Source organism: Pasteurella sp. P03HT, from assembly GCF_054052285.1.
In genome coordinates this window covers 135797-159363 of record NZ_JBSIUM010000001.1, presented here as the reverse complement: position 1 = coordinate 159363, position 23567 = coordinate 135797, and the positions used below count along the sequence as shown (strand labels likewise).

Sequence of the window (23567 nt, the reverse complement as noted above, 5' to 3'; positions counted from 1 at the left end):
CGGGAAAATTTTTTCATGTGGATGGAAACAAGGCTGAGAGAATAAGTCAATCTTTTACCGTATCGTTTAATAAAAGTGCGGTCAATTTTAAACAAGTTTTTAAAACTGTAAAAATTGACCGCACTTTTTTATTGGATAAGATGCCACATTTTATTCTATGTGGCTCTTTATTTGCGTTGAAACGAGGTGAAGTTTCACTATTAGAAGCGGTAAAGCACCCCTAGATTGATGGCATCATTTTCTTTTTTGCCTTGTTGAGTGGATAAATGATAGCTCAGTTGTAAATTAAACCCATCGATTAACTCGTAAGATGCTCCCAACCCAAACCACGTGCGATGTTTGCTGTGTTCCGCCCCTTTGATATGTATTGGATTATCGAACCCTGTAAATTTGGCATCAAAACCAAATTGATGGTGCCGTGGTGTGTAAGCGTGCGTGATGTTAGCGCTGAGCGTGAGCTGATCTAAGTCAACATCTGATCGGAGTCCTAACATCAGGGTATTGATATCATAAGTCTTATTTTGAGCATTGATACCAAACGCAACCTTTTCTTTAAATTCACCACGATTGATGTGGTTGAATGAATGGGCGATAAAAGGATTAATCTTGATGTTATCTAGATTGAGTCGCGTGCCTATTTCATTATAGAAATTATAAAGTTGGCTATTAAATTTAGCCTGTGTTTGCTCCTCAAAAATCACCCGAGCAACACGGCTGTTAGCATGATTGATTCCTGCAATCGTAGCAAGATAAGCTTGATCCATTTGATAAGATCCGTAGACGAACGCTCCCATATTTTTTATCTTGCTTTCACCCGCATCGCGATTAAATTCCGCATTTGCGTGACTTTGCGTAAAGGCAATACCGAGAGAAAGCACATCTGATAGCGGTGTATCAATACCTATTTGTGAGCCAGTCGTTTTGATGTTTGCACTCGCATAACCCTGTTGGTTAATTTTGCTATTGGCATACATACCCTCTACCCAAAAGCCATTTGCTGAGCCATGCGTGACGGACATAATACGTTGGCTGAGTACTTGGTTGGTGACTAAATTCTGATTGATCATTGCACTTTGCGTTGAGGCGTAAATTTCGCCTGATAGAGAGTCAATAATCGTGGATAAGCGTTCAGGTTTCGCACGGAATAAACTCGCTGCTTTGGGTGCATATTGATGATATGTTGTGCTATTAGCTAAGCTATCTAGCACTGGATCCAGATTGCGGGCAGTCTGTAGGGCACTTTTCGGGGTATGTTTAATACTTTTTAGTACATATTGTGTTGAATTTCTTTTGTATGTTACGTTGATTTCTTTATTATCTTTGAGCGAAAAGCGTGAAATATCAATGTATTGATTGATGTTATCTGATTTCGCGTAAGTGATATGTTGATGATTGGTAATGTTATGCGCCGTAATCAGTGTTCGATTTTTTTCTTGTTGAGTCGGAATACCATTGACACTTAAGTCTTTCACGTCAGCCACAATTTTACTCGTATTGCCCATATCCATCGTGCCTGTGACATCAAGTGTGGATTTATCGATATCGATGACGATTCTTGAATTTGCTTCTCCTTTATAGTCCCCATGAATGGTTAAACCTGCACCATATACATTGAGGGAACCGCTGTTTTTGACTGTATAGCTTGAAGACGTATTCGATTGATTTTCACTTTCTCCCAATGTGACATTGGAGGCTGAGTTGTGATATTTTTGTGTATCAAATTCCGTTAAAAGTGTGCCATTGGGTTTGATGATAACTGGGGACGTTAGTGAGTGCCCAATGGCTAGCACACCACCATCAACAATGGTTTTACCTTGGTATGCATTTTTACCCGTTAAGTATAATGTCCCACTCCCTTGTTTTAAGATACCAGCGTCGCCTTTGATATCGTTACTCCAAGTAAGTTTTTCTTTATCAGTATAATTTCTAAAATCAAAATTGACGACTAATAGATCTTTAGCTTTATCTTTTCCAGATACATTTTGATCTTTTTGGAAGTCATCATTATCTAAGAGTTTGGCATCTTTGTTCGTAAGGAGTCTCTTGTCAAAGAGAGCAGGACCTTTTAAGGCGCGTCTTTCGTTTAATAATCCCCAGCCGAATTTGTATTCAGGCTCGCTTGTTGGGATGCCACATTCTTTAATTCCTGAATGTTCACAACCATTATCTTGACCTTGAAGGAATGTACCTGGTTTATCAGCGGTAGATAAGAGGCTGACCACGACTAAGTGATGATCCATCCAGGGAAATTTTGTCCAGACATTGGCAGCAGCAGCTGTTACTCTTGGTGTGGCGAAAGATGTTCCTATTGTTGGAATATTATTATAAAAATTATCCTTGTCTTTTAATGAAAGCCAATATGTTCCTTGTGTTGCAATTCCCCAACTTTTTGCTTGTTCTCCTATATAGTTGGATGCACTTTTTGTATATTTTTTCCGTTCTGTTGTTCCATATACTCCATTGCCATATTCTACTTCTGCAACACTTATCCAGCCGTTTCTTACATTATCATCTACTGTCGGATAGAGTGCTTGAGGCGTACCATGATCTTGGTTTTCATTTCCCGCAGCCCAGACAAAAATACTATCATTTTTTGCATATTGAACAGTATTTTTCTGATTTATTCTCGCTTGAGACTCATGTGCTGCATTCCCACCATATGAATTATTAAAAATTCTGACGCCTTGGGCATAGGCTTTATCGTAGTCTTCTGCTTTAGCTAAAAATTTATGGTTTGCGTCATGATATGTATTATAGGCATAAATAGTGGCTGTTTTATTATAGCGATTAATTACTCCGACTACTCTTGTTCCATGGGAATCTATGATTTCGTCTAAATGAGGAAATTGTTTTTCTGTTTTTAGTCTTTGATGACCATTTTTATCTTTAAATGTATCGCTGAGATAATAAGAGCTATCGATGACTCCAATATCTTTCACAACATGTTCATCGTCAATATAGGTCATACTAGAATTTAATGAGACTGAGTCGGATGAATTGATATTATGAGTGAGATGATTATCCACTGTAGAATGAGTTAGGCTGTTTGCAGTGTTGTCTGATTGAGAGCTATTGTTTCTTGTCACACCAGGATTATAAGCAGTTGGTGTACTGCTTTCACCGCCACTGCCACCTCCACAAGAGGTAAGAATAAGAGAGAGTGTGGGAATAATGATTTTCTGATATGTGGGTTTCATAATATATAACCTAATGAAATTACTACAAATATTTCAAATAATTCTAGTTTAGTTGACGGTGATCATCAATTTCTAAAAGGGAATGGTTAACTGTTTGCCTAAAATTCCGACCTTTTACGATAATTTATCAAGCAATAGACCAACATATAGTGGTTTTGGAGATGATCTTGATTACGTGTTTTTCTAAGATAGAAACAGAAATCAGTTGATATGCTAAATTAGTGTATGAATTGTTTATCGGGTACTGATGGATTCCCGTAAGATTAATTCGGGTTCAAGTAGAAATGTGCGGTAACTATTGGTTGGATTTTTAATGCGTTGTAACAGTGTTTCAACGGCAAGTTTGCCCAGCTCTGCTTTAGGTTGGTTGATGGTGCTGAGTGGGGGGGACATATATTGCGCAAGGGTGATATTGTCATAACCAATAATGGAGATATCTTGTGGGATCGATAATCCGTGTCGCCAAATTGTTTGATAGGCGCCAAAAGCGATACTATCACTACAAGCAAAGACAGCGGTTGGACGAGGATGAAGCTGGAGCACTTTTTCCATGCCTCGCATTCCCCCCTCAAAATCAAAATGGCTTTCAATAATATATGCGGGTTGGATTGGTAGGTTGGCTTCAGCTAATGCACGCTGATAACCGTTAAGCCGATTGTGAGCGAGTGATTTTTTTAGGTTGCCTGTAATAATTGCAATATGGCGATGTCCTTTTTCAATTAAGGCTTTTGTTGCAAGATAACCGCCATATTCTGAGTTTTCGAAGATTTTGTCGGCTTTTTCCTCCGTCGGCCACCAGTCCATGATCACAAAGGGTAAATTGAGATTGAGATCTTTCCCAATTTGAATACGTGAGTCAGAACACATTAACAATAGCCCATCTACTTGCTTTTGAATCAAGGTGTGTAAGTTATTGAGTAAGCGATCAGTATCCCCTTCGGTGTTGGAGAGAATTAAATTGTAGTGATGTTGGTGGCAATATTGTTCAACGCCACTTACGACTTCCGTAAAAAAAGGGTTATTGGTTGCGGTGACTAATAAACCAATGGTTTTTGTTTCTTTGACTTTGAGGCTACGAGCAAGCGCAGAAGGGGTATAGTTTAATTCTTTGACTACCGCCATCACTTTATCGCGAATTTCATCGCTAACAAAACGTGAGTTATTGATAACATGAGATACCGTTGACGTGGATACGTTGGCGATCCTTGCAATGTCTTTCATTGTAGCCATAACATCTTTCCTATTTTTATGCTGACGAATCCATTATGCCAAATTTTTCCTCGCGAGTGTTGTTTTTTACGTCCATTAAAATTGGCGTAGTATTAGCAACTTAGGCGAGGAAATGTGTGTTAGTGTTCTGATAAAAATTTCAGCGTCTCTTCTCTTGTTGGAATAGAGGGCTGTGCGCCTTGTCTGGTGACACTAATTGCCGCCGCTGCGTGTGCAAAGCGAATGGCTTGTGCCAGCGGTTTATCTTCTAAAAGTGCGGTCATCAGTGCGCCATTAAAGGTGTCACCTGCTGCAGTCGTGTCTTTTGCTTGCACACGGAAGCCTGCAATGATTTCACCAGATTGTCCTTTTTGACTGGCATAGACACCTTTAGCGCCTAGTGTAATTAAGACTGTCTTAATCCCTTTTTGATGAAATACCGCGGCGGCTTTGGCAGCACTGTCTTCATCCGTAACTTTTACACCCGTTAATATTTCTGTTTCGGTTTCATTTGGGGTGATCATGTCTAATAATGATAGGAGTTCATCTGGTAGTGCTCTTGCAGGTGCAGGGTTTAAGACCACGTGCGTATTTGCCGCTTTTGCATATTTTGCTGCAGAGATCACCGCATCAAGTGGCGTTTCTAATTGCATGAGGAGCCAGTCTGCTTGGGTAATTTTGCTTGTAAACTGTTCCACAATATTGGGGGTGAGGCAAGCGTTAGCGCCAGCAGAAATCACGATACTGTTTTCGCCACTATCTGCAACTTGAATCATAGCAATACCCGTCATTTCATTTTGAATCGTGATAACTGCCTCGGTATTGATGCCATCTTGTGTAAAAGCATGCTTCATGGCTTGTCCGATGGTATCGTCTCCAATGCAGGCGATAAAATCAATGTTTGCGCCTAAACGTGCAGCAGCAACAGCTTGGTTAGCCCCTTTGCCACCATAAGCAATATGATAGTGATGACCTGTCAAGGTTTCACCTGGTTGAGCAAAGTGCGGTACAGAAATAACATGATCCGCATTGATACTCCCAAGAACCGTTAATTTTTTCATTTTCTTTCCACTTTTCTGTCAATACATCGCGTTGAAATACAGGCAGACCAAATGGTCTGCCCGACATATGATAATGAACAAAAACGTTTATTGACTGATCACTTTTAGATCAACTGGGATTTTGGCGTCCACTTTTTCGCCTTTGAGCAATTTATCTGCTGTGATGACGCCGAGCGCACCAATTAAGTCAGGTTGTTGTGCGATTGTTGCTGCCATTTTACCAGTTTGTACAGCTTTTACACCGTCTTCGGTACCATCAAATCCAACGACTAACACGTGTTTATTTGCAGCTTTGATCGCACGTAGTGCGCCAAGTGCCATTTCATCATTTTGAGCAAAGACGGCTTTTACATCGCCTTTACTGGCTAATAAATTTTCCATCACGTTTAAGCCTTTTGTGCGGTCAAAATCAGCAGGTTGGCTCGCGAGTACATCGAATTTGTGTGCATCAATTGCTTGTTTAAACCCTTCACCACGTTCGCGTGCGGCAGAGGTACCTGCAATGCCTTCCAATTGGATGACTTTTGCACCTGCACCCAGTTTTTCAGCAATAAAATCGCCTGCCATTTTACCACCTGCGACGTTATCTGAAGCAATATGGCTGACTACATTCCCTGCAACTGCACCACGGTCTAGGGTGATCACGGGGATATTATTGCGGTTTGCCATTTTGACAGCGTTAACAACAGCTTCAGAATCCGTTGGGTTAATCAATAAGACTTTTACTCCGCGTACAGTTAAATCTTCTACGTTAGCCAATTCTTTTGCTGGGTCATTTTGTGAATCCAGTACGACTAATTTATAACCTAACTCATCGGCTTTTTTCTGTGCACCATCTTTTAAAGTCACAAAGAATGGGTTATCTAGGGTGGATACCGCCAATGCAATGGTTTCTTTTGCTAGAGCAGTACCGCTCACGGCTAAACTAAGGATTAAAGCGGATGCTAATGTCGTGAAAGTGTGACGTTTTTTCATAATAAATGCTCCTTTAGAGACTGAGTGGGTTAAACTTTTTTCGTGCCTAAATAGTTATCTGCAAGTACGGCCACTAAAATAACAAGGGCTTTGGCAATCATCTGATAGTAAGATGAAATATCTAATAGATTTAATGCGTTGTTTAAAAAGCCAATAATTAGGGCGCCAATTAAGGTTCCCATGACACGTCCTTTCCCGCCCATTAAACTGGTTCCACCAACGACTACTGCCGCAATAGCATCAAGTTCATAAGACACGCCTGCAGTAGGTTGAGCTGACGAAAGACGAGAAGTGACAATTAAGCCTGCGAGGGCAGATAAGAAACCACTCACAGCAAACACAAAGATTTTAATTTTATTGACGTTAATTCCAGAAAGTTGAGTCGCAGATTCATTACCACCTAATGCGTAGATATAGCGACCGATACGGGTGTGCTTTAAGACATACCAAGAGGACGCAAATACACAGACCATAATCCAAATCGGAACAGGAATACCAAACACATAGCCTGTCCCTAAGAATGCAAAGGCATCGGCTCCTTCTGAAAAGCCTGTGCTAATTGGTCGACCATCGGTATAAACCATCGTGACACCGCGTAATAAGGTCATGGTGACCAGGGTTGCGATGAAGGCTTGTACTTTGCCTTTTGCTACAATTACGCCGCTGATTCCACCGAGTAGAGTGCCGAGCAAGAGTGTTAGCGGAATAACCAATAAAATGGGTAATTCTGCGCCTACCATCGACGCTGCAATCGCCCCAGTGAGTGCGAGAACCGAACCAACAGAAAGGTCGATCCCTGCGATTAAAATGACAAAGGTCATCCCTACAGCAATAATCGCATTGACAGAAGTTTGACGTAAAATATTGAGGATATTATCAACACTGAAAAAATCAGGATTGATCATCGACACGATCGTGATCAGCACCAATAAGGCGATGACTGAACGTTGTTCAATTAAAAATGTACCAAGTTGAAAAGGCTTTGCTTGTGTTGTCATAATAAATCCTCACGTTTTAGACCGCACTTTTACCAATTGCAGCCGCTAATAATTTTTCTTGAGTGGCTTCACCACGTTGAAATTCGGCACGAATACGCCCTTCGTGCATCACGAGAATACGATCACTCATGCCCAGTACCTCTGGCATTTCTGATGAAACCATGATGATACTCAATCCTTCTTTCTTAAATTCATTGATCAGTTGGTAAATTTCTTTTTTGGCACCCACATCGACACCTCGGGTTGGCTCGTCTAGGATGAGTATTTTGGGACGTGTCATGAGTCCTTTTGCAATGGCGACTTTTTGTTGATTCCCCCCCGATAGCAGACCAATTGGCTGTTCTTGACTTGGCGTTTTAATATTGAACATAGTAATAAAATCACCAACAGCAAGTTTTTCAGCGCGATGATCAATTTGAATGCCTTTAGAAAAATAATCGAGAGCGGTTAAGGACATATTTTCTTTTACTGACATGCCTAAAATGAGTCCATCACCTTTGCGATCTTCAGAAATATAGACGATGCCGTGGTTTAATCCCTCTTGTGGACAAGTAGGATTGATGTCTTGTTGATTTAAGCGGATCGTGCCTTGTGTATGAGGTAATGCTCCATAGAGTACTTTCATTAATTCTGTCCGCCCAGCTCCCATTAAGCCTGAAATCCCGAGTATTTCGCCCCGATGCAAAGTGAAACTGATATCTTTTACGCCACTTCCAGTGAGCCCGTCTACTTCAAGTAAGACTTCGCCACGTTCTTGTGCCAAATGAGGATATTGTTCTTCTAAGCGACGTCCCACCATCATCTCGATTAAACGATCTTCATCCAAATCAGCAACACGGCTTTCCCCGATAAATTGCCCATCGCGTAGTACCGTCACATCATCACAAATCTCAAAAATTTCTTTGATTCGATGGGAAATATATACAATGCCACGTTGCTCAGCTTTGAGTTCTCGAATGACTTTAAACAGCGCTTCCGTTTCAGTATCCGTGAGGGCATCAGTGGGTTCATCCATGATAATCACTTGAGATTCAAAACTGAGCGCTTTTGCAATTTCAACCATTTGTTGTTCACCAATCGACAGCTCCCCACAACGTTGATGGCTGCTATGCGAAACACCTAATCGTTGAAGTAACTTTTCTGCTTCTTGGTGCATTTTTTTCCAATCAATGCTGCCCCAAGGAGTCACAAATTCTCGTCCTAAGAAAATATTTTCAGCAATGGTTAAGTTGCTGACTAAATTCAATTCTTGGTGAATGATACTGATACCCGCCTCTTGTGATGCTTTAGGACCACTAAAAGCGACTTGTTGACCTAAGTACTCAATAGTGCCTGTATCTTTGCTGTAAATCCCCGTGAGGACTTTCATCAACGTGGATTTCCCTGCACCGTTTTCCCCCATGAGTGCCATCGCACGTCCAGCATAGACTGATAAGCAGGCATTGCTTAAGGCTTTTACCCCAGGGAAAGACTTATCGACACCATTGATTTTAAGTAAGGTTTTTTGTTGCATATCGACACCCTTTAGAATGGTACGCCAGAATATAAAATGATGTTGGCATAAGGGGAGCATTCTCCACTTCGCACAATGGCTTTGCTGGAATGTGTCTGTATTTTGAACTGTTCATGGCTAACATATTGCACATCGATTTGGTTCCCTTGTTGTTGTTCAAGTTGTGCCAAACGGTTTAAAAGTGCGGTCAATATGGTCGGATTTTTTTCTTTGATCTCTTCTGCAATGAGTGCGCGCTCAACAAACATTTCTGCTACGACAGCATCAACGGTTTGTAGGAAGCTTGGTATACCCGCACTTAATGCGAGATCAAGGCGTTCAACATCAGTTGGGATGGGTAAGCCTGCATCACAAATTGTGAGGCTATCGGTATGTCCCAAGGTTGCAATTACGTGAGATAAGGGAGCATTAAGCAGGCGCGTTTTTTTCATGGCATACCTCTTACAGTCTTCATTATTTTTAATCGAAACGTTTCGATGATGTGATATTAGTGTAAAAGTAAATAAAAAAAGTGCAAAAGACTTTTATTCGATCTGTGAACTGGATCAAATAATTCAGTGAATTTATTTGCAAAAGATTATTTTTTAGTATAAAAAAGTGATCAAATGTTAAATTTTTATTAAATTTTTGACATTATTTTATCTATTTTTTAATGAGTATCTAACAATCATATGGCAATCGTGCCTAATGAAACGAGGAGAGTAAAATGAAAAAAATTATCTTAATGGGTGTGGGCTGTATCGCATTGGTATCTGCTTCTTCAACAATGGCAATAGAACCCTTTAAATCGAAATATTACTTATATAATAATAGTACTATCCCTGATGATCATAACAAACGACAATTAGAAGGTAACTTATCAAAAGTAGCTATAGATTCAATGAACAAAAAAGATGTCTTTATAATTAGCCCACTGAATAATGGCGCGACGATATTGGATTTAATTGATCATGTCAACGATTTGAGTGGCCATACGCAATACAATATTAACCAAATTAATCGTAAATATAGCAATATGATGGCATCACAAATGGCGGTAGGGAATTTATTCCAACCTTATTCTGTGAAGAAATTTAACCTCACAGCTGCCGTCGGACAATACCGTTCCAGCTCAAGTATCGCGGTCGGTACGGGTTACCGCTTTAATGAAAACGTTGCCGCACGAGCGAGTGCGAGTTTCGTCAAAGGTGGGCGCACAGGATTCGGTGCGGGGATTAACCTTGAATACTAATGTGATTTTGAATGACATTATGACAAAAACGCTGAGTGTGATCAGCGTTTTTTTATGGATAGATGTTTTGAGTAGAAGGTATTGCGATTAAGCTTTTTTCAAAAACTCAGATTTTAGTGAAAAACTTTGCCCATCAATTTTGCAGTCTACATCATGATCCGCATCAACTAAACGAATATTTTTAGCTTTTGTGCCTTTTTTTAACACAATAGACGAGCCTTTTACTTTAAGATCTTTAATTAAGATAACTGAATCCCCGTCTTGTAAAATATTACCATTGCTGTCTTTTACGACGTTTTCTTCACTTTCAACCTTATCTTGTTCGGACCACTCATAACTGCAATCGGGGCAGATAAAATTCACGGAATCATGATAAACATATTCACTTTGACACTTCGGGCAATTTGGCATGGTTTCCATTCTTTTTCCTCTTTAATCATATGAGGCGCAAGTATAGCAGAAAAAGCGTTGCGTGATCAAAAAGATAGCCAAACACCTCTGACTTGTTTTATGTTGATTTTCCTGTAAAATCCAGCCAACTTTTTATTTCATTAAGGATCATTACATGAAAAAAATGACTTTGGCGTTTGGTTTGACCACATTGTTTTTTTCTAGTCATCTTTTTGCCCATCATCTCCAACTTAATCATAATTTGCCAGCTATCCAAGTGGCTATAGAGGGTGAATTAGTTTTGCAAGGTGAGCAAATTACTTACCAACCATGGCACAGTTCAAGTTTAGTGGGTAAGGTTCGTATTTTACATCATTTTGCAGGGCGCAGTAGTGTCAAGGAAAAGAATGAACCCTTAATGAAAGCCATTAAAGCCGCGCAATTTAGTGCAGAGAAATACCAAACTACAACGATTATTAATGCGGATGATGCTGTATTTGGAACGGGTGGATTCGTTAAAAGTAGTGCAGAAAAGGGCAAAAAAAGCAATGCACGTAGTCAAGTTGTACTTGATCAACAAAGTGCGGTTAAAAATGCGTGGAATTTGAAAGAAAAAGAAAGTTTAATTGTAGTGTTAGATAAAAGCGGCAAGGTTAAATTTGTTCATGAAGGAGCACTATCAACACAGCAAATTCAAGAAGTGATAAAATTAGTAGGTGAATTGAGTAAATAATGAAATAGTGTTGCGCTTCATTATTAAAAATAGATAAATTCCTTTTATAAGCTAATTCCTTTTATTTTTTCTATTGAGCTCAGGTTCACTTATTAATCACTAGGCGGGTCATTTACCCGCCTTTCTTATTGCGTTAAGACAGATGGATTATTTTATTCGATAAACCTGTTCAAAAGGAACCCGATACCGTTCTCCCCAGATACCTCTACCTGCTTTACGTACCCCACAACAGACGATCATATTGATCTCTGCGCCAGAGGGTAACTGCAGGATCTTTTTGACGCGAGCACTGTCGAATCCTTCCAAAGGACAGGTATCATAACCTTGTTCTGCCATCGCTAACATAAAAGTTTGAGCAACTAATGCACAGCTTTTATGAGTGACAACGCGCATATCTGATTCAGACATCTCAGTATAAATAGGACGCCATAGGCTAATAGTTTTGGCGAGTAGCTTTCTAATAAGACCGAATAAACCGAAACAACGTCGATAGGCAAAAGGCATTAATTTCGCATAATAATCCGTTTTGCCTTTTATTCGGTTAGCGTGGCGCTCAGGTGGGCTATTACGTTTAATATTATCAATTTCAAACGCTAAAATGGCTTGAGCACGTTGTTGATATAAATCTTGACGAGTGACAAATACGACCATTTGTTGTGCTGTTGTCGCAGCTTGTTGGCTTAAACAGGCTTCTGCCAATTTATCGAGTAGTGTTTTATCTATAATATGATAAAACTCATACAATTGCATATTGGAACTGGTCGGGGCGAGTGTAGCAAGTTGTAAACATTGTTTGACATTTTCGCTGTCAAGGGGATGCTCAGGATCAAAGTAACGTACAGCACGACGTCGTTGTAGCAGGTCAGATAACGCCATTATATTCTTCCTTATAAACGAGGTGGATTGCGTCATTTTAGTGCAAATCATTCGTTCAGACTATAAAAAGTTTTGGGACATCTTGCCTCGTGAGGTTGAGATCAATAACGAGATGAAAATTGATGATTTAGCAATGTAGCGTTGATTCACTCGGGTATTGAAATAGAGGTGATTGGGGGACTTTGATAAATATGGTAGAGGGCAACGTGTGTTAAAACGAAGCACACGTTGCTCACGTATTTATGAATAAAAATGAGTGAGATTATTGTAAAGGGCAAAGACAAAAGCGATTGCCATCATACCTAAGAAAATTTTTTCACCCGTTTTTAAGTGTAGGCCTTGACCTTGGTGTTGATATCGTGAATATAAGTAAATTGCAATGCCAGGCATATAGAGTAAAACCGATAATAATAAGTAATCTAAGCCTGCCGCATAAATGATCCACACCCCATAGAGTGATGCCATCAAGCCTGTTAATTTAATATACCAAGCACTTTGACGCTGAATTGCAAGTTTGAGTAAATACGCGCCAATTAAGAAGTAAGGTACCAAAATCATCGAAGTCGAAATAAGGAGCAACGCGTTATAGCTTTTTCCTGTCATTAAGACTAAAACTAAGCACAATTGCACCACAATATTCGTAAACCAAAGTGAATTGATCGGCGTATCGTTCTCATTGACTTTATTTAATATTTTTGGAAAAGCCCCATGTTTTGCGCCACGATAGGGGACCTCCGCAGAATACATCGTCCAACTGATATATGATGCGAGAACAGAAACAATTAAACAGGCAGTAATAATAACTTTACCACTGCTGCCAATCATGGCTTCTAATAAACCCGCCATAGATGGATTAGGCATGCTTGCAATCGTTTCACGTGGTAAAATACCGAGGGATAAAACAGTAATGGCGACGTATAGGACTAATGCGATGACAATTCCCAGTACGGTTGCTAAGCCAACATCACTGCGTTTTTTCGCGTGAGCAGAGAGAACAGCAGCGCCTTCTACTCCGACGAACACCCATAGAGTAATGAGCATCGTATTTTTAACTTGCTCCGAAATGGAGTGATTTAACTCGAGTGCTTTCAAATCAGATTGGAAGGTTTGTGGTGAAAAGTACCAAGCCGCTAAGACGATGAATAAGACTAAAGGGAATGCTTTCACAAATGTCGCGAGTAAGTTGAGAAATGCGGCTTCTTTGACGCCTCGAGTAATGAGCCAATGGACTAACCAGACTACGAGGGAGGCGCCTAAAAAGGCAAAAGGTGTATTTCCTTGTCCGAATAAGATATGATTTTCATGGTCCGTGAATAAACCAATTCCTTCAAATGCCACAACTAAATAGCCAACACTGCCAATCGTTGCACATAGCCAATATCCCCAAGCAGACAAAAAACCGACTAAATCACCAAAACCTTCTCTGGCATAAGTATAAATTCCACCATCTAGATCGGGTTTTAAGCGCGAGATATAGAAAAAAGATAACCCAAGAAAAATGATCCCAATACCTGTGATCATCCAGCCAATGATTAAGGCTTCTGCCCCTGCGACTTCTGCCATATTTTGAGGCAAGCTAAAAATCCCCGAACCAATCATTGAGCTGAGCACTAATGCGGTAAGGGAGACTAATCCAATTTTTTTACTCGACATCTACTGTCTTCTCTTATTGTTATTATGAATGAGAATGAAAAAAGCACCGCACAATTGTTTTTAGTGCGGTGCTTTTTTAACGGATTTTAGACATTGAAACGGAAATGCATGACATCGCCATCTTGTACAATATAGTCTTTGCCCTCTAAGCGCCATTTACCCGCATCTTTGGCACCCGCTTCGCCTTTGTACTGAATAAAGTCGTCATAAGAAATGACTTCAGCACGAATAAACCCTTTCTCAAAATCGGTATGGATTACAGCGGCTGCTTTTGGTGCTGTTGCGCCAACGGGAATTGTCCAAGCACGAACTTCTTTTACGCCCGCAGTAAAGTAAGTTTGTAAGTTAAGTAACTTATAGCCAGCACGAATTACGCGATTTAATCCAGGTTCTTCGATACCTAAATCCTGTAAAAAGTCGATTTTTTCTTCGTCATCTAATTCTGCAATTTCAGATTCGATTGCGGCACAAACAGGCACAACAACAGCCCCTTCTTTTTCTGCAATATCACGTACGCGATCCAAATAAGGATTGTTTTCAAAGCCATCTTCATTCACGTTAGCAATATACATTGTTGGCTTTAACGTTAAGAAATTGTAGCCTTTGATTGCTTGTAACTCATCTTTATCTAATCCAATTGAGCGAATCATACCCGCGTTTTCAAGGACGGGTAAGATTTTTTCCATGACCGCAAGCTCAAATTTTGCGTCTTTATCGCCACCTTTTGCACGTTTTTGTAAACGTTGAATTGCACGCTCACAGCTATCTAAATCCGCCAACGCGAGCTCTGTGTTAATGGTATCAATATCTTCAGCAGGATCGATTTTACCCGCTACGTGTACGATATCGTCATTTTCGAAACAACGCACTACATGACCAATGGCATCGGTTTCGCGAATGTTAGCTAAGAATTTATTTCCGAGACCTTCCCCTTTACTTGCACCAGCAACTAACCCCGCGATATCTACAAATTCCATAGTGGTCGGTAAAACACGTTCTGGGTTGACAATAGCAGCAAGAGCATCAAGGCGAGGATCTGGCATTGGTACTACCCCTGTATTCGGTTCAATCGTACAAAAAGGGTAGTTTGCTGCTTCAATGCCTGCTTTAGTTAATGCATTAAAAAGAGTGGATTTACCTACGTTAGGTAACCCGACAATGCCACATTTGAATCCCATGATCTTTCCTTCATTATTTGGTTATCTTTAAAAAATTATGCTTTAAAACTATTTAAGCGGTTTGTTGCTTTTGTGATGCCTTCTTTTATTAAGATTTCAACACAGTCAGTGGCTTCCTCTAAGACGCGCTCAATACGTTGCCAATCTGTTGGGGAAGGTTTGCCTAATACATAAGCTGAAACGGCATTTTTGTCACCGGGATGACCTATTCCAATTCGTAAACGATAGAAGTTTTTGTTATTTGCCAATTGTGCGATTGTATCACGTAGACCATTGTGTCCACCGTGTCCCCCGCCTTGTTTAATTTTTGCTACGCCAGGCGGTAAATCGAGTTCATCATGAATAACTAAGATTTCTTCAGGTTTGATACGGTAGAAATTGGCTAATGCGCTGATGGCTTTTCCACTTAAATTCATAAACGTAGTTGGAACGAGAAAGCGGATTTCCTGTCCATTAATGAGGGCGCGCGCGGTTTTACCGAAATATTTGTTTTCTGGGACTAGCGTCAGATTAAAACGACGCGCGAGACGATCAATCAGCCACTCGCCTGCATTGTGGCGTGTATCCGCATATTTATCCCCTGGATTACCGAGCCCTACAATTAATTTGATTTCAGACATTCACTTTCTTCCACACGTTAAAAAAGAGTGGCGTATTGTAGCGGAAAACGGTGGTTTACTCAACGTCATGATCTGTTCCGTTAACCAAGGAATTGCTTGCGTTAAAGGAAAATCTTGCGTGTCACTGGCATAGGTATTTTCTGGATGAGCACTAATAATTTTTAAATGGGGGACTTGGCTTGGAATAAGCGGTTCCCATGTACTGAGATTCGGTTGACTATTGGCAAAAAAACTTAATAATGGTTTTTTGAAGGCGCAAGCGAGATGCAACGATCCACCGTCAACAGCGATAACCAGCTCTGCACTTTCTACGAGTGCTAAATATTCGTCTAACGTGGTTTGTGGCGAAAGTCTAATATTGAGTTCTGGGCATAGGGCGCTGAGTTTCGCACAATATTCTGCCGCAGTCGGTGTATAACCGATAAGGCATTGAACTTGTTGGGCAAGCGCCCCTGTTAAACTTGCATTCAGTAAGTTAGCCAGTTCTGTTTCAGGAATTTGGCGTTTGCTGCCTTGTGGACAAAGTAATAAACGAAATTGATTTTTTTGCCAATAAGCCGATATTTTTTCTCGATTTTCTTCAGTGGTATGTAACTCACTCTCGGGTTCTGGTAATTGAAAATGTTCGCTAAAGAGCGAGTGCATTAAATAATGACTGAGTCGCGCATTTTCTTGTTGTGGGCAATGCACATCGTAACTTTTTATTGTGTCAAAGTTATAATATTTTTTATTGTATTTGCGGAAAATTACGATCCATTTAGGCATCAAAATACGATCCATGAATAAAGAGGCCGAGTTAAAGTTATTTTCAAAATCTAACAGCAAATCCCATTTTTTTGCGTGCTTCATGTAGCTGAAAATATTACGTTCTACATATTCATCGACTAATCCCGACGCTTGATAAATAGCTTTATTCGCCCCTTGTACAACGACACCAATTTTTGCTTGAGGGAATAACGCTTTGAGTTGTTTCAAGTGAGCGGTGTGGACAGTTGCATCGCCAATGGCAAAACCGAGTGGGCGAAGCAGAATTCGGTGGATTTGTTGAAATTGAATTGGGGAAGGGTGCGTTTGTCGATTTTGTAAAAGTGAAAGGAAGAGTTTCTTAATATTCATTGTTGTTATCCCAATTCTTTGCTTATTTAGACTGCACTTTTCCGTTATAATACACAAAAATGTTTTGAAAAATAAGTAGTCATACTATGCCAGTCATTAATCAAAGTGCATTAGTTCCGTATAGTGCGGCACAAATGTATCAATTAGTCAATAATTATGAGCAGTATTCTGAGTTTGTACCAGGATGTGTAGAAGGACGAACGTTAACTCAGCAGGCAAATGTGGTGACTGCAGAGTTAGTGATTGCCAAAGCGGGAATTCGTCAGCGATTTACTACCCAGAATACCATGCTAGAAAATCGTGCGATTCGTATGCAGTTAGTGGAAGGTCCCTTTCAATTTTTGCAAGGGGAATGGACGTTTGAAGCACTAGATGAGCGTTGTTGTAAAATTGCCTTAACATTGGAGTTTGAATTTTCAAATCCGATTATTGCGATGGCATTTGGACAGATTTTTACACATTTAACGACACGTATGATCGCAGCCTTTAAACAACGTGCAAAAGAGGTGTATGGTGGCTCAAATTCATATTGAAATTGTTTATGCTTATCCAGAACGTTATTATCTCAAGAAGCTTAGTGTAGACGAAGGGACAATGATTCAGACGGCGATTTTACAATCAGGCATTTTGCAACAATTCACGGAAATTGATTTACGAGAAAATAAAGTCGGTATTTTTAGTCGCCCTGCAAAACTCACTGATTTGTTAAAAGACGGAGATCGAATTGAAATTTATCGCCCGTTGCTCGCCGATCCGAAAGAAATTCGTCGTAAACGTGCAGAACAGCAGGCAGCTCAAGCGAAAGAAAAACAAAAATAGGATACAACATATGGCATTTTGTTTACCCGAAGACATTACACCAGAGATCTTTTTACGTGATTATTGGCAAAAAAAGCCGCTTTTAATTCGTGCTGGCTTACCGCAAATTGTCGGGATGTTTGAACCAGAAGAGATTATTGCATTGGCTCAACAAGAAGGCGTGACTGCGCGTCTTGTTAAACAATTTTCAGCAGACAAGTGGCAATTAACGCGTAGTCCGTTGAGTGAAGCGGATTTTGCTGCGCTACCACCACATTGGTCCGTATTAGTGCAAAATTTAGAGCAATGGTCGACGGAGTTAGGGGAATTATGGAACGCATTTGGTTTTATTCCACAATGGCAACGAGATGACATTATGGTGTCTTATGCCCCTAAGGGCGGCTCCGTTGGCAAACATTATGATGAATACGACGTATTTTTAGTGCAGGGGTATGGTCACCGTCGTTGGCAGTTAGGGAAATGGTGTGATCCAAGTACATCATTTAAAGCCAATCAACCTATTCGTATTTTTGACGATATGGGCGAATTGATTTTTGACGAAGTTTTGTCCCCTGGCGATATCCTTTATGTGCCTTCTCGTTTATCTCATTACGGGGTCGCTGAAGATGACTGCTTAACGTTCTCATTTGGTTTGCGGTATCCGAACGTCGCGGATTTGTTTGAGAATATCAATAAAGGCATATGCCAAGCATTACCCGAGATTGATGTGACCGAGCTCCATCTTCCGCTGCGCTTGAGTCCTAGTGAACAAGAAACGGGTAAACTTGATCCCGCTATGATTCAAAGGATGAAACAACAATTTTTAACCACTTTAGCGGACTCTGCGCAATTTGACCGTTTATTTCTACATGCTGTTGCGACGACAGTGAGTACGAGACGTTATGATTTATTTGCTACTGAAGAATATTGTGATCTAGATGAAGTGCGGGCTATTTTGGAAGAACATGGCACGCTTGTACAGGATAACAATTGTAAATTGCTCTATCTTGAAAACCCATTACGCCTTTATGCAAATGGTGAATGGTTAGATGAACTCAATCCAGTAGAGGCTAGGGTATTACAACGCCTCGCCGACGGCAAACGCGTCGATTTTGCTTTTTTGAACGAGGTATGCGCACAAGAAGCAAATCCCGATATGGCGTTAGATTTATTGCTTGATTCGTTGTGTAACTGGCTTGATGATGGTTGGGTATTACTTGAAGAATAAGGGCTTCCGTTTGTGTTTTTCCTCCACGGTGCGTGTTTAAATAAAGGTTTCGCTTATGTCTGAGCAAATTTATTCTGTTTCGCAACTGAATCAATCTGTTCGCTTGATGTTAGAAAATCAGCTAGGGCAAGTCTGGTTAACGGGAGAAATTTCCAATTTTAGCCAGCCTGTATCAGGACACTGGTATTTAACGTTAAAAGATGAGCAAGCACAGGTACGCGCTGCTATGTTTCGTATGAAAAATATGCGAGTTGCTTTTCGTCCACAAAATGGCATGCAAGTCCTCGTTCGTGCAAGTGTCAGTTTGTATGAACCACGTGGTGATTATCAAATTATTATTGAGAGTATGCATCCTGCGGGTGAGGGCTTATTACAACAGCAGTTCGATGCGTTGAAAATGAAACTGGCGGCGGAAGGATTATTTGCACAGCATTTGAAGAAAACGCTCCCCTCTTTTAGTAAAGCGGTAGGGATTGTCACTTCGAAAACAGGCGCCGCGTTACAAGATATGTTGCAAATATTAGCGCGTCGCGATCCAACGTTAAAAGTGGTGATTTATCCTACGGCAGTACAAGGTAAAGAAGCAACTGCAGAAATTGTGCAAATGGTTGAGTTAGCTAATCGTCGTCAGGAAGTGGATGTTTTAATTGTAGGACGGGGTGGGGGATCGTTAGAAGATTTGTGGTGTTTTAATGAAGAAGAGGTTGCCCGTGCTATTTTTAATTCCACGCTTCCTGTGATCAGTGCTGTGGGACATGAAACGGATGTGACAATCGCTGATTTTGTAGCAGATTTACGTGCTCCCACGCCTTCTGCAGCCGCGGAATTAGTGAGCCGTAACCAACAGGAATTATTGCAACAATTATATTACTTTGCACAGCGTCTAGAAATGGCACTTGACCGTGTGTTTGCTGAAAAAACACAGCAGCTACAGCGTCTGCGTCTACGTTTACAACATCAACATCCTCATACTCAATTACGTATCCAACAGCAACATATGCAACAATTGTCTCATCGTTTGCAGTTAAGTATGCAGGCTCAACTCAATAAAAATCGTTATAAACTGACCGCACTGAATGAACAATTACAGAAAACATCCTTACCGCTACGGATACAGAAACTCCAGCATTATGTCTATCAATTAGATATGAGATTGAACGGAGCATGGCGTCAACTTTTCACTCAAAAACAACATCAACTTGTACGGGCTTGTGGTCTGTTAGACGGACTCAGTCCACTTAAAGTATTGGCCAGAGGATACGCTATTGTCGAAAATCAACGGGGGCAAGCTGTGACAAATACAGCACAGGTTAGCGTAGGAGAGCGGTTAAAAACGCGTTTAATGCAAGGGGAGTTGGTCAGCGAAATTATCGCAATACATAAAAAGTAAAAAGGAACGAATCGTTCCTTTTTGGGCTCATTTTTCAGTTTTTTTGTGTTTAGCAAGTGATTTGTGTTGAATTTGGACATTTTTACCTTTCGCTTTGAAATATTGCCCAAGTTGTTCTGTGATATAGACTGAACGATGCTTCCCACCAGTACAGCCAATGGCAATTGTCAGATAACTGCGGTTATTTTGTTCTAACATCGGGAGCCAGGTTTCAATATAATGACGTGTTAAATAAATAAAGTTATTCACTTCATTATGTTTATTTAAAAACTCTGCAACGGGTTCATCTAAGCCAGTTAAAGGGCGTAACTCTGGATTCCAATGCGGATTAGGCAAAAAACGCACATCAAACACATAGTCTGCATCTAATGGCAGACCATATTTGAAACCAAAAGATTGGAAAATTATTTTTAAGGTTTTATCAGACTTACCGCACAAGAAATCACGTAAACGTTCAGCTAATTCATGTGTCGACAGGCGAGTGGTATCAATGATTAGATTCGCGTGTTGAATAAGTGGATCTAGGTATTTCTGTTCTTCATCAATGGCGGCTTCTAATGATAAATCTTGTACAGAGAGAGGATGTAAGCGACGTGAGTCACTATAACGACGGATCAGCGTGCCACGATCGGTTTCTAAAAAAATGATTTTGACCTGATGAAGTGCTTGTACTTTAGTGAGTAATTGTTCAAGTGTTTCTGAGGAATGCGGCAGGTTACGAATATCTAAGCTAATCGCAACAGAGCGGTGGTTGGCAGATAAAATATCAGCTAATTTAGGCAATAGATCGAGTGGCAAATTGTCTACACAATAATAGCCGATATCTTCTAATGCTCGTAGCGCAACGGATTTCCCTGCGCCAGAACGTCCACTCACAATGATAATTTCCATAGTATTACCTGTTGCTAGTTTGTTAAACGGATTCATGGTTCTCGTCGATGATATTTTTTTCATCTAGAGAAGTTAACGGCGTTTCGTGTTCTTGTTGTTGATCAAAATTCTCAAAAATATGCCAAATTTCTTTCGCACTTTGTGCAGCACGAAGTTGTTTACAAAGGGTTTTATCTGAAATATTGTCAGCGAGCTCAGGTAAAACACTCATGTATTGTTCGCACATTTTTTCTGGTACCAGTAGTGCGAGAACTAAATCAACGTCGCGATGATCTGCTGACTCGTAATCTACGGGCGAGTCAAGGTGAATAAAGACCGCAAGTGGCGCATTACCTTCAGGGATACGTGCTTTAGGCATCGCGATGCCATTTCCTAAGCCAGAGTTGCCTATTTTTTCTCGACTGAGTAAACAGTCAAAACACAGTTGTTCTGCATTTTCTAGTTGAATTTGCTCAGCAATGACTTGTGTAATCATTTCAAACAAACGTTTTTTGCTCGAACAAATCAACCCTTGACGAATATATTCTGGTCTGAGTAATTCAGTAAATTTGATCATAACTAAAGCTTAAATTCTTCGCCTAAATACACACGTTTCACTTGTTCATTATTAAGGATTTCTTCAGGCGTACCAGTTGCAATCATTTTCCCCGCACTCACAATATAAGCGCGTTCACAGACATCCAATGTTTCTCGCACATTGTGATCCGTGATGAGTACGCCTAATCCCCGATCACGCAGATCCATGATGATTTTCTTAATATCAATCACCGAAATGGGATCAACACCCGCAAAGGGTTCATCAAGTAAAATAAATTTTGGGTTAGCGGCTAATGCACGCGCAATCTCAACTCGGCGGCGTTCGCCTCCAGAAAGCGATTGCCCTAAATTATGGCGAATATGACCAATATTAAATTCGTCAATCAGTTCATCTGCTCTTGCACGGCGTTGTTCAGCCGTCAAATCTTGACGAATTTCCAATACTGCCATCAAGTTGTCGTAGACGCTTAAACGACGAAAGATAGAGGCTTCTTGTGGAAGGTAGCCAATACCACGTTGAGCACGATTGTGCATAGGAAGTAAACTGATATCTTCTTCATCGATGCGGATTTTACCTTGATCATGATTGACTAAACCGACCACCATATAAAAAGTCGTCGTTTTACCTGCACCATTTGGACCTAATAAACCAACAATTTCATTTGAATGTACTGTTAAACTCACATCTGAAACAACTTGACGATTTTTATAGCTTTTAGCTAAGTTTTCAGCATAAAGAATGGACATACTCAACCTTATTTTTTATTTTTATCATTCAATTGCGCTGGAATAAGTACAGTGCGGACTCGCGATTGACCTGTACTATTGGCGTTTAATTCTTGTTTACTGACATCATAAGTAATGATGTCGCTATTGATTTTACTGTCTAATTGTTTCAATTCTGCATCACCCGTCAAGGTTAAGAACTCATGTGTAAGATCGTAATGCACGTTATTGGCTTTTCCTTCAACAGGTTTACCATCATCCAATTTTTGATAAAAAGTCACTGGTTTACCAAAGGCTTCAATGGTCTCTTTTTTACCTGAGTTTTCGGCGGGGCGTTTGATAATGACTTTAGCCGCACGAATTAAAATTGAACCTTGTGTAATCACAACGTTATCAGTGAATGTCACAATACTATTATCCATATCTAATGACTGATTTTCAGAGACGATATTAATCGGTTGTTGTGAATCGCTTTTCAGTGCAAAAGCAGGCAATGTCACTGTAAATAATGTGGCTAAAAGAAGAATGTGATTACTTTTTGATTTCATAGTACGTATTTACCTGCTCTTTTAAAGTGGCCACTTGTTGTTGCAAGTTACCTGTTAATTTTAAACCTGTTGAGTGAAAGTTTTGTCCATAAATCTTCACCGTAGTATCGGATGTAATATCTTGTGTTGATAAATTGATAACAGCACGTTCAGTTTCAACACGTTGTAAACGAGAAAGGGTAAAAAGACTTTCTGCCAACACATTTCCTTCTAAGTACAGCATATTATCTTTTGTTAGCACAGCTTTATCTGCTCGTAATTTCCAGCTTTCTTTATCTTTATTGATATTTTGCTCTGAACTGTCGATGTCAAATAAATACACTTCGGGCTGATCAAAATGTGTTTCACCAAAGGTAGTAAAGTGAGCAACAGTGTCAGAAGTAGCAAGATATTGTTTTTTCCCTGTTGGTGAAAAGACGGTCGTTTGCATGTGTTGTCCTGTGTATTCTGGGCTGTCGGGTTTCTTAATTAGCCCATCAAGATTTTGTTCACTTTGGTTGAGTGAATAAAACCAAGCAAGCAAAATAAATGCAATAACAGATAAAACAATATTCCAACGAATATTCATAAGGCGTATTTTCAAGTAACTAGGGTTAATCATTAACCTATAATCATAGCATAATTTTGATAAAACAAAGCAAAGTGCGGTGGGTTTTCAGAAAATTTTTGCGATAGGAAACTTTTTGTAAGATAACGGGT

General features: G+C 40.1%; 24 protein-coding genes. 6 read left to right on the top strand and 18 right to left on the bottom strand.

Annotated elements, in window-relative coordinates:
• Positions 1–200 precede the first annotated feature (200 nt).
• From ACWIT3_RS00735 to rbsD, 7 genes are all read right to left on the bottom strand, one after another.
• Positions 201–3197 (bottom strand): autotransporter domain-containing protein, encoded by a 2997-nt coding sequence (locus ACWIT3_RS00735; protein WP_457160942.1) that lies wholly within the window; start codon positions 3195–3197, stop codon positions 201–203.
• A gap of 234 nt (positions 3198–3431) precedes the next feature.
• On the bottom strand, positions 3432–4427 hold the full coding sequence (locus tag ACWIT3_RS00730; RefSeq protein WP_457160941.1) for a substrate-binding domain-containing protein: 996 nt from the start codon (positions 4425–4427) through the stop codon (positions 3432–3434).
• Positions 4428–4546: 119 nt separating this feature from the next.
• Positions 4547–5467 carry a ribokinase gene (gene rbsK / locus ACWIT3_RS00725; protein WP_457160940.1) on the bottom strand — a complete coding sequence of 307 codons (921 nt, stop codon included), beginning with the start codon at positions 5465–5467 and terminating at the stop codon, positions 4547–4549.
• An 87-nt stretch (positions 5468–5554) separates the two neighbouring features.
• Positions 5555–6442 (bottom strand): ribose ABC transporter substrate-binding protein RbsB, encoded by an 888-nt coding sequence (rbsB, locus tag ACWIT3_RS00720; protein ID WP_457160939.1) that lies wholly within the window; start codon positions 6440–6442, stop codon positions 5555–5557.
• A gap of 29 nt (positions 6443–6471) precedes the next feature.
• On the bottom strand, positions 6472–7440 hold the full coding sequence (gene rbsC, locus ACWIT3_RS00715; RefSeq protein ID WP_457160938.1) for a ribose ABC transporter permease: 969 nt from the start codon (positions 7438–7440) through the stop codon (positions 6472–6474).
• A 16-nt stretch (positions 7441–7456) separates the two neighbouring features.
• Positions 7457–8953, bottom strand: coding sequence for a ribose ABC transporter ATP-binding protein RbsA (gene rbsA, locus ACWIT3_RS00710; protein WP_457160937.1), 1497 nt, complete (start codon positions 8951–8953; stop codon positions 7457–7459).
• A gap of 11 nt (positions 8954–8964) precedes the next feature.
• Positions 8965–9384 (bottom strand): D-ribose pyranase, encoded by a 420-nt coding sequence (gene rbsD, locus ACWIT3_RS00705; RefSeq protein ID WP_457160936.1) that lies wholly within the window; start codon positions 9382–9384, stop codon positions 8965–8967.
• A 275-nt stretch (positions 9385–9659) separates the two neighbouring features.
• On the opposite strand from rbsD, the gene ACWIT3_RS00700 reads away from it, so the two are divergent.
• On the top strand, positions 9660–10184 hold the full coding sequence (locus ACWIT3_RS00700) for a YadA C-terminal domain-containing protein (RefSeq protein ID WP_457160935.1): 525 nt from the start codon (positions 9660–9662) through the stop codon (positions 10182–10184).
• Between the two features lie 87 nt (positions 10185–10271).
• On the opposite strand, the gene ACWIT3_RS00695 is transcribed toward ACWIT3_RS00700, so the two are convergent.
• The gene (locus ACWIT3_RS00695) at positions 10272–10604 is read right to left on the bottom strand and encodes a zinc ribbon domain-containing protein YjdM (protein WP_457160934.1); all 333 of its coding nucleotides are present in this window, start codon (positions 10602–10604) and stop codon (positions 10272–10274) included.
• Between the two features lie 145 nt (positions 10605–10749).
• On the opposite strand from ACWIT3_RS00695, the gene ACWIT3_RS00690 reads away from it, so the two are divergent.
• A complete protein-coding gene (locus ACWIT3_RS00690; RefSeq protein ID WP_457160933.1) occupies positions 10750–11307 on the top strand; it encodes a YtfJ family protein in 558 nt (185 codons plus the stop codon).
• 147 nt (positions 11308–11454) lie between these two features.
• Here ACWIT3_RS00690 and ACWIT3_RS00685 read toward each other — a convergent pair whose 3' ends face one another.
• The 5 genes from ACWIT3_RS00685 to ACWIT3_RS00665 form a co-directional block, all read right to left on the bottom strand.
• Positions 11455–12183: a nitroreductase family protein gene (locus ACWIT3_RS00685; RefSeq protein WP_457160932.1), complete on the bottom strand. Its 729-nt coding sequence runs from the start codon at positions 12181–12183 to the stop codon at positions 11455–11457.
• 240 nt (positions 12184–12423) lie between these two features.
• Entirely contained in the window at positions 12424–13836 is a 1413-nt protein-coding gene (locus ACWIT3_RS00680) for a basic amino acid/polyamine antiporter (RefSeq protein ID WP_457160931.1), read from the bottom strand.
• Between the two features lie 86 nt (positions 13837–13922).
• Entirely contained in the window at positions 13923–15014 is a 1092-nt protein-coding gene (gene ychF, locus ACWIT3_RS00675) for a redox-regulated ATPase YchF (RefSeq protein WP_457160930.1), read from the bottom strand.
• Between the two features lie 35 nt (positions 15015–15049).
• The gene (pth, locus tag ACWIT3_RS00670) at positions 15050–15634 is read right to left on the bottom strand and encodes an aminoacyl-tRNA hydrolase (RefSeq protein ID WP_457160929.1); all 585 of its coding nucleotides are present in this window, start codon (positions 15632–15634) and stop codon (positions 15050–15052) included.
• The gene (locus ACWIT3_RS00665; RefSeq protein ID WP_457160928.1) at positions 15635–16750 is read right to left on the bottom strand and encodes a glycosyltransferase family 9 protein; all 1116 of its coding nucleotides are present in this window, start codon (positions 16748–16750) and stop codon (positions 15635–15637) included.
• An 86-nt stretch (positions 16751–16836) separates the two neighbouring features.
• On the opposite strand from ACWIT3_RS00665, the gene ACWIT3_RS00660 reads away from it, so the two are divergent.
• Genes ACWIT3_RS00660 through xseA form a run of 4 tightly spaced genes read left to right on the top strand, consistent with a single transcriptional unit; the run spans position 16837 to position 20166 of the window.
• The gene (locus ACWIT3_RS00660) at positions 16837–17283 is read left to right on the top strand and encodes a type II toxin-antitoxin system RatA family toxin (protein WP_457160927.1); all 447 of its coding nucleotides are present in this window, start codon (positions 16837–16839) and stop codon (positions 17281–17283) included.
• Entirely contained in the window at positions 17261–17569 is a 309-nt protein-coding gene (locus ACWIT3_RS00655) for an RnfH family protein (protein ID WP_046339411.1), read from the top strand. The genes ACWIT3_RS00660 and ACWIT3_RS00655 overlap by 23 nt, the downstream gene beginning before the upstream one ends.
• Positions 17570–17579: 10 nt before the next feature.
• The gene (locus ACWIT3_RS00650; RefSeq protein ID WP_457160926.1) at positions 17580–18776 is read left to right on the top strand and encodes a ribosomal protein uL16 3-hydroxylase; all 1197 of its coding nucleotides are present in this window, start codon (positions 17580–17582) and stop codon (positions 18774–18776) included.
• Positions 18777–18831: 55 nt separating this feature from the next.
• Positions 18832–20166 (top strand): exodeoxyribonuclease VII large subunit, encoded by a 1335-nt coding sequence (gene xseA / locus ACWIT3_RS00645; protein ID WP_457160925.1) that lies wholly within the window; start codon positions 18832–18834, stop codon positions 20164–20166.
• A gap of 27 nt (positions 20167–20193) precedes the next feature.
• On the opposite strand, the gene rapZ is transcribed toward xseA, so the two are convergent.
• From rapZ to lptC, 5 genes are read right to left on the bottom strand one after another with little or no spacing between them, the layout of a single operon-like run.
• Positions 20194–21057 (bottom strand): RNase adapter RapZ, encoded by an 864-nt coding sequence (rapZ, locus tag ACWIT3_RS00640; protein WP_046339408.1) that lies wholly within the window; start codon positions 21055–21057, stop codon positions 20194–20196.
• A 22-nt stretch (positions 21058–21079) separates the two neighbouring features.
• Entirely contained in the window at positions 21080–21613 is a 534-nt protein-coding gene (gene ptsN, locus ACWIT3_RS00635) for a PTS IIA-like nitrogen regulatory protein PtsN (RefSeq protein ID WP_457160924.1), read from the bottom strand.
• A gap of 2 nt (positions 21614–21615) precedes the next feature.
• Positions 21616–22341, bottom strand: coding sequence for an LPS export ABC transporter ATP-binding protein (lptB, locus tag ACWIT3_RS00630; RefSeq protein WP_457160923.1), 726 nt, complete (start codon positions 22339–22341; stop codon positions 21616–21618).
• An 8-nt stretch (positions 22342–22349) separates the two neighbouring features.
• Entirely contained in the window at positions 22350–22868 is a 519-nt protein-coding gene (lptA, locus tag ACWIT3_RS00625) for a lipopolysaccharide transport periplasmic protein LptA (protein ID WP_457160922.1), read from the bottom strand.
• Entirely contained in the window at positions 22852–23436 is a 585-nt protein-coding gene (gene lptC / locus ACWIT3_RS00620; protein WP_457160921.1) for an LPS export ABC transporter periplasmic protein LptC, read from the bottom strand. Before lptC ends, lptA begins: the two co-directional genes overlap by 17 nt.
• Positions 23437–23567: the final 131 nt, after the last annotated feature.